This window comes from Neobacillus sp. NRS-1170 (genome assembly GCF_050468025.1).
In genome coordinates this window covers 22,024-29,139 of sequence record NZ_JBITPF010000042.1, presented here as the reverse complement: position 1 = coordinate 29,139, position 7,116 = coordinate 22,024, and the positions used below count along the sequence as shown (strand labels likewise).

Sequence of the window (7,116 nt, the reverse complement as noted above, 5' to 3'; positions counted from 1 at the left end):
CCCGAAATCTCAGTGCAAGAACGATTTGGGTCACGTAACCCCCAATTCCCAGAAGCGCTAAAATAGAAGTTAGCACCACCCAGCCATTTCCCCGCTCGACTTCTAAAACAAATTGGACGTGCATATGCTGAAATAGTTAGTCCAAGGGGGCGAAGACAGAATGTCGGAGATGTTTGGAGAAGTCGCAACACTACTATTAATGGCATTTGCACTAGGAATGGATGCCTTTTCGGTCGCGCTCGGCATGGGGATGCATAAACTGCGGCTCAAAAATATCTTGGAAATCGGCATTACGATTGGACTATTCCATGTTTGGATGCCGCTTTTGGGCCTCGTCGCAGGCAAATTTTTATCAGAAAAATTTGGAGCCTTCGCCACCTTTATCGGCGGCTTACTTTTAATCATATTAGGGGTGCAGATGATTTGGGCAAGCCTTAAAAAAGGGGAGGAAAAAGCTATCACACCTGCTGGGATTGGCTTAATCATATTCGCACTCAGCGTCAGCCTCGACAGCTTTTCCGTCGGACTTTCCTTAGGCATTTACGGTGCCAAAACGATTTTGGTCATTTTATGCTTTGGAATCGTGGCCACCGTGCAAACATGGGCGGGTTTACTGCTCGGCAGAAAGGTCAGCGGCTGGATGGGGAACTATAGCGAGGCACTCGGCGGTGCGATTTTATTGGCCTTTGGCTTAAAACTGCTGGCACCCTTTTGGCAATTTTTATAAAAATAAACAGGATTTTCTTCCTGAAAGATAGAATGGTAGAATATATCATTCTATTAATTGGGGAGGGGCAGCGTGTGCAGCCAAACATTTGGGGAAAACTTTGTATTGCTCTGATAGTAATCTCTTATTCTCTTGTTCCAGGACTGGCAACAGCGGAAACAACCTCAGAAATCCAATTATTCGAAAAAGTGACCGATCAGACGACGGCGATTAAAGGGAAAACGATTGAAAACGCAAAAGTTTCATTGGAAAACAATAAGGGGATCCTAGGCTCTGCTGCAGCCGATTCAACAGGAAAATTTGAAGTGGCCACTCCGAAACAGCGAGCAGGCACGATGCTGACGATTTCCGCAGACGATGGGGCCGGTCATACATATGGATTATCAGTTAGTGTTGCCGCAACAGGCTGGGTTCAAGAAGGCGGCCTTTGGTATTACTTTGGAACAAATGGAGAAAAGCAAACGGGCTGGATCACTGATAACGGCCAAGCCTATTATCTCGACCAATCCGGTGTGATGAAAACGGGCTGGTTATTAGAGGGGGGTAAATGGTATTTTTTAAAAAATAACGGCGCCATGGCAACTGGATGGATTCAAACAGGCGGTAAATGGTATTTTCTCGACGCTAAGGGTGTCATGCAGACGGGCTGGCTGATGAATGGCGGCAAATGGTATTATCTAAGCGGTTCCGGGCAGATGCTAACCGGCTGGGTGAAGGACGGAGACCGCTGGTACTATATGAATAGCAAAGGTGCGATGCAGACGGGCTGGGTTTTCACTGGCGGTAAATGGTACTATCTTGGATCAAATGGGGTAATGAAAACGGGCTGGCTGCTGGATGGTGGCAAGTGGTATTATCTCAATAGTGACGGCTCGATGAGGACCGGCAGCTGGATCCAAAGCGGGAAGGACCGTTTTTATCTTGGCAGCAAGGGCTCCGTTTCATCAGTTCTGCTGGATGTTCCGTTGGTGGCGCAAATGCCGGAGCTGCCGCGCGGCTGTGAAGTGACGTCACTTGACATGATGCTCCTAGATGCTGGAAAAAGCGTTTCAAAAATGACGCTTGCTTCCCAGGTGCGGAAAGACCCGACGCCATATTCGAAAACGAATGGCCAAGTGTACTTCGGAAATCCGTATACGGGTTTTGTAGGCGATATGTATACGTTTAATAAACCGGGGCTTGGGGTTTACCACGGGCCAATCGCGGATTTAGCGGAAAGCTATCTGCCAAACTGGGTTATTGATTTCACCGGCAGCAGTTTTGAGGAAATTTATAAGCATCTGAATAGCGGCAAACCGGTATGGGTCATCAACAATGTGCTGTTCGATACGGTTCCTTCGCAATATTGGCAAACTTGGAATACACCGACTGGAAAAATTTCCATTACCTATAAAGAGCACAGCGTCCTCATCACAGGTTATGACAGCCAATACATTTATTTCAATGACCCGCTAAGCGTCACAAAAAATCGTAAAGCCACAATCAGTGCCTTCAAACGCGGCTGGGAGCAAATGGGGAAACAAGCCATCTCCTATCGCTAAGCTGCATAGGCACCGTTCATCCTTTTGGAATAGCGGAAATTTTGATTTATAATAGGGGGAAAGGGGGCATTTAAAGTGCAGCGGATTTTATTTGTTTGTACGGGAAATACGTGTCGGAGTCCAATGGCTGAGGCGATTTTAAGACATAAGAAAATCGATGGGATGGAAGTCAGGTCCGCGGGAATTTATGCCGCACATGGCAGCGAGGCATCGGCCCATGCAAAACAGGTGCTCGATGACAACAAAGTAGCCCATAACCACCGTTCCACGCTGTTAACGAATCAAGGGGTGGACTGGGCGGATTTGATTTTAACGATGACCTCCTCCCATAAATTTTCCATCCAACAGCAATACCCTCATTCAACCACGAAGGTATTTACGCTGAAGGAATATACGGGGGAACCGTTTGACCATGATGTCATCGATCCCTACGGCGGCAATTTAGCGCAATATAAAGAAACCTTTAATCAACTGGACAAATTAATTGAAAAAGCGATTGGAAAAATAAACTCGTAAATAAGCTCTCTTCGATGAGGGCTTTTTTTCTTTATATTTTTCAGGCGGTATGTCAAAATTAAAAAAGATTGAGTTAAATTACAGGGGGTTTTAACGTGAAAGTAGCATTAGCATCTGATCATGGCGGGGTGAATATTCGCAAAGAAATCGCCCATCTGCTGGAAGAATTGAAGATAGAATATGTGGATTTTGGCTGCGATTGTGAAACATCCGTCGATTATCCGGACTATGCGCTGCCGGTGGCGGAAAAGGTAGCGAGCGGTGAGTTTGACAGGGGAATCCTGATTTGTGGAACAGGTATTGGCATGAGCATTGCTGCGAACAAAGTGAAGGGAGTCCGCTGCGCACTTGTGCACGATACCTTCAGTGCGAAAGCAACACGCGCTCATAATGATACCAATATGCTCGCTATGGGCGAACGCGTCATTGGCCCAGGGCTTGCCCGCGATATTGTGGAAATCTGGCTGACAGAGGGATTTGAAGGCGGCCGCCATGCAGGACGTGTCGGCAAAATCACGGAATACGAGAAAAAGCATTTATAACTTTCTTTTCAGAAAGGTCGAGGTTCACGATGATCCAAGAGTGGGAAAATGAACTTGAAGCGATTCTATTAGAATTCAAAGAGCAGGCCGGGTTTAAACCGGGGCAGCTGTTGGTGGTCGGCTGCAGCACCAGTGAAGTGATTGGCGAACGAATCGGGACCGCCGGCACCTTTGACGTGGCCGAAATGATTTTTCGCAGCTTAAAAAAATTGCAGGCAGACACTGGTATCCAGCTGGCGTTCCAATGCTGCGAGCATTTAAACCGGGCGCTGGTTGTCGAGCGGCCAACAGCCATTGAGCGGCACTTGGATGAGGTTTCAGTTGTCCCAGCCCGAACCGCTGGCGGGGCGATGGCGACGTATGCGTTTGAAAATATGGACGATGCCGTTGTCGTGGAATTCGTGAAGGCAGAGGCGGGAATTGATATCGGCCATACGTTCATTGGCATGCACTTGAAGCATGTTGCCGTGCCGTTGCGTGTGAGTCAGAAAAATGTCGGCCATGCCCATGTGACACTTGCCAAAACGCGGCCGAAGCTGATCGGCGGCGCCAGAGCGGTGTATGAACGAAAAGACGAAAATTCAAGCTGTTCTTAATCCTAATGTTCGTGTTTTACTGTTAATTAAATGGCTAATTCATGTAATTAATCGTGAATTTGTTAAAAAAACGAAAAATGTTTCTCTTTTATTTCATTATAGTTCGTGTTAAAATAAAAAAGGAATTTTCGAAATAGTCCACAGTCTTTTACATATAAGGGGGATAATCATGAAGCATTTGTCTCAACAGGACGAGCAGGTCTTTCAAGCGATTCAAAAAGAACTTGGCCGTCAGCGTACTAAAATCGAATTAATTGCCTCAGAAAACTTTGTCAGTGAAGCTGTAATGGAGGCACAGGGGTCAGTTTTAACGAACAAATACGCAGAGGGATATCCAGGACGCCGTTATTATGGCGGTTGTGAATATGTTGATATCGTTGAAGATCTTGCCCGCGACCGTGCGAAGCAGATTTTTGGAGCGGAATATGTCAACGTTCAGCCGCATTCCGGTGCACAAGCCAATATGGCCGTTTACTTCACGATCTTAGAGCAAGGCGACACAGTGCTTGGCATGAATTTATCCCACGGCGGCCACTTAACACACGGCAGCCCGGTCAACTTCAGTGGTATCCAATATAATTTCGTTGAATACGGTGTGGATGAAACCACTCACCGCATCAACTACGATGATGTTCGTGCGAAAGCTCTTGAGCACAAGCCTAAGCTAATCGTTGCCGGTGCGAGTGCTTATCCGCGCGCAATCGATTTTGCTAAGTTCCGTGAAATCGCTGATGAAGTCGGCGCTTACCTTATGGTGGATATGGCGCACATTGCCGGTCTTGTGGCAGCAGGCCTGCACCAAAATCCAGTGCCATACGCAGATTTCGTAACGACAACTACACATAAAACCTTACGCGGTCCTCGCGGCGGGATGATCCTTTGCAAAGAGGAATTCGGCAAGAAGATTGATAAATCCATCTTCCCAGGCATCCAGGGCGGTCCATTGATGCACGTGATCGCAGCAAAAGCGGTTGCCTTTGGCGAAGCACTGCAGGACAGCTTTAAAGAATATGCCGGCAATATCATCGCCAATGCCCAGCGTTTAGCTGAAAGCCTGGTAAGAGAAGGCTTAACATTAGTTTCCGGCGGTACGGACAACCACTTATTATTAGTAGATGTAACAAGCCTCGGCTTAACTGGAAAAGTTGCTGAAAAGGTACTCGACGAAATCGGCATCACCGTTAATAAAAACACGATTCCATTCGATCAAAACAGCCCGTTTGTAACAAGCGGTGTCCGCATCGGTACAGCAGCGGTTACATCACGCGGCTTCGGTTTAGACGAAATGGACGAAATTGCTTCGATCATTGCTTTCACTTTGAAAAATCACGAAGACGAAGCGAAGCTTGAGGAAGCACGCGGACGCGTTGAAGCTTTAACAAGTAAATTTACTTTATACCCAGAATATTAAGCAGCAGAGAATCGGCCTAATTACATTTGATAATTAGGCCGGTTTTTTTTTGAAAAATCTAACTTGTTTCCGGACCCTGTATCCGAGTTGCTCATTGTATTATTTTTCTGTAAAATGAGACGAAGTTAATTATTATTTTACTAAAAGGGGCGATTATTGTGGCAAAGGTATACGTCTTCGACCATCCGCTTATCCAGCATAAACTTACGTACATACGCGACATAAATACAGGAACAAAGGAGTTCCGCGAGCTCGTTGATGAAGTGGCAACATTGATGGCGTTTGAAATCACAAGGGATATGCCGCTTGAAGATATTGAGATTGAAACACCGGTTTGCAAGACAAATTCAAAGGTCCTTTCCGGGAAAAAATTAGGCCTTGTTCCGATTTTGCGCGCAGGAATCGGCATGGTAGATGGGATGTTAAAATGTATTCCGGCAGCAAAGGTGGGCCATGTCGGCTTATACCGCGATCCGGAAACCTTAAAGCCTGTTGAATACTATGTAAAGCTTCCAAGTGATGTAGAAGAGCGCGATTTCATCGTCGTTGACCCAATGCTGGCTACCGGCGGTTCAGCGATTGATGCCATCCATGCCTTGAAAAAGCGCGGCGCCAAAAACATCAAATTTATGTGTTTAATTGCCGCACCTGAAGGCGTCGAGGCAGTAAAAACTGAGCATCCGGACGTAGATATTTACATCGCCGCTTTGGACGAGAAATTGAACGACCACGGCTACATCGTACCAGGTCTAGGCGATGCCGGCGACCGCTTGTTTGGAACAAAATAAGTTTTTTGGAAAAGTCGAGATCCCTCGGCTTTTTTGTTTAGCGGAAAGTATGGTAAGGATGGGGCTCGAGCGCTTTTTGGTGTTTGTTTTTTACAAAAATTGGCTAAATGGACAAAGTGGCTTAAAAAATAGACAAAACCCTTTGAAAAATGGACAAAGCACCCCAATAAATAGACAAAACCCCTAAAAAAATAGACAAACCACCCCGAAAAATAGACAAACTTAAAAATAGAGCCCCAGACCATCGCATAATTCACAATTTGTCCTTAAAATTTAGGCAGGAAATCGACCTTTTTACGAGAATTTACCACTAAATTCTATTAATGAGGTGAAATGTGAATGAATTGCATGGAATTAAGGATACCCAATCAAGCTTTACAATGTATGGCGCTATTACGAAGGGTGCCAAAGAATCATCCAGTAAGACCTATTGTTGAAAAAGATTTAAGGTCCTGGATGAAAGGGTATTATGGTGAAAAACAAGTGGAGTATTATCTGTCGTTACTGCCTGAAGAACCGTATTACATTTTCCATGGCTTACGATTAAAGGATAAAAAGTATTTTCAAATGGATTTACTCATCCTTACCCAGAACTTTGGATTGATCGTTGAAATCAAAAATATCTCAGGAAGAATTTTCTTTAAAAAAGGCTCAAATTCGGTAACGAGAGTATATGAAAATATGGAGGAAGGCATATCAAATCCCATCGAACAGGTGAAGAGGCATAAAATGCAATTTTTTAATTGGTTAAGCAAGAATCAAATAAAAGGTTATCCCATCGAGCATCTGGTAACGTTCCGCAAAACGTCCACCTAATAGAGACGACCCCTGATAACACACAAATTTTTAAATATGTGATTTATGCAGAGTCGCTTATTAATAAAATTAAGGAATTAGAAATGAAGTATCCAAACCCAGTATTATGCAAAAAGAAGCTAATTCAACTTACCGATTGCCTCTTACAAGCCCATCAGCCCCTCATGCTGGATATTCTC

Annotated in this window: 8 protein-coding genes; all 8 read left to right on the top strand. The window is 45.1% G+C overall.

Annotated elements, in window-relative coordinates:
* Positions 1–160 precede the first annotated feature (160 nt).
* The 8 genes from ACIFOT_RS19475 to ACIFOT_RS19440 all read left to right on the top strand — a co-directional run bounded on the left by ACIFOT_RS19475 (position 161) and on the right by ACIFOT_RS19440 (position 6,937).
* Positions 161–727 (top strand): manganese efflux pump MntP family protein, encoded by a 567-nt coding sequence (locus ACIFOT_RS19475; protein WP_430067000.1) that lies wholly within the window; start codon positions 161–163, stop codon positions 725–727.
* A 74-nt stretch (positions 728–801) separates the two neighbouring features.
* Positions 802–2,268 carry a C39 family peptidase gene (locus tag ACIFOT_RS19470; protein ID WP_430066999.1) on the top strand — a complete coding sequence of 489 codons (1,467 nt, stop codon included), beginning with the start codon at positions 802–804 and terminating at the stop codon, positions 2,266–2,268.
* A 75-nt stretch (positions 2,269–2,343) separates the two neighbouring features.
* On the top strand, positions 2,344–2,784 hold the full coding sequence (locus ACIFOT_RS19465) for a low molecular weight protein arginine phosphatase (protein ID WP_430066998.1): 441 nt from the start codon (positions 2,344–2,346) through the stop codon (positions 2,782–2,784).
* A gap of 95 nt (positions 2,785–2,879) precedes the next feature.
* Entirely contained in the window at positions 2,880–3,326 is a 447-nt protein-coding gene (rpiB, locus tag ACIFOT_RS19460) for a ribose 5-phosphate isomerase B (protein ID WP_430066997.1), read from the top strand.
* 29 nt (positions 3,327–3,355) lie between these two features.
* Positions 3,356–3,922, top strand: a complete 567-nt coding sequence (locus tag ACIFOT_RS19455; RefSeq protein WP_430066996.1) for a TIGR01440 family protein — start codon at positions 3,356–3,358, stop codon at positions 3,920–3,922.
* A 169-nt stretch (positions 3,923–4,091) separates the two neighbouring features.
* Positions 4,092–5,333, top strand: a complete 1,242-nt coding sequence (glyA, locus tag ACIFOT_RS19450) for a serine hydroxymethyltransferase (RefSeq protein ID WP_430066995.1) — start codon at positions 4,092–4,094, stop codon at positions 5,331–5,333.
* A gap of 158 nt (positions 5,334–5,491) precedes the next feature.
* Complete coding sequence (gene upp, locus ACIFOT_RS19445) at positions 5,492–6,121, top strand: uracil phosphoribosyltransferase (RefSeq protein ID WP_289987493.1); 630 nt, start codon at positions 5,492–5,494, stop codon at positions 6,119–6,121.
* A 339-nt stretch (positions 6,122–6,460) separates the two neighbouring features.
* The gene (locus ACIFOT_RS19440; protein WP_430066994.1) at positions 6,461–6,937 is read left to right on the top strand and encodes a nuclease-related domain-containing protein; all 477 of its coding nucleotides are present in this window, start codon (positions 6,461–6,463) and stop codon (positions 6,935–6,937) included.
* Positions 6,938–7,116: the final 179 nt, after the last annotated feature.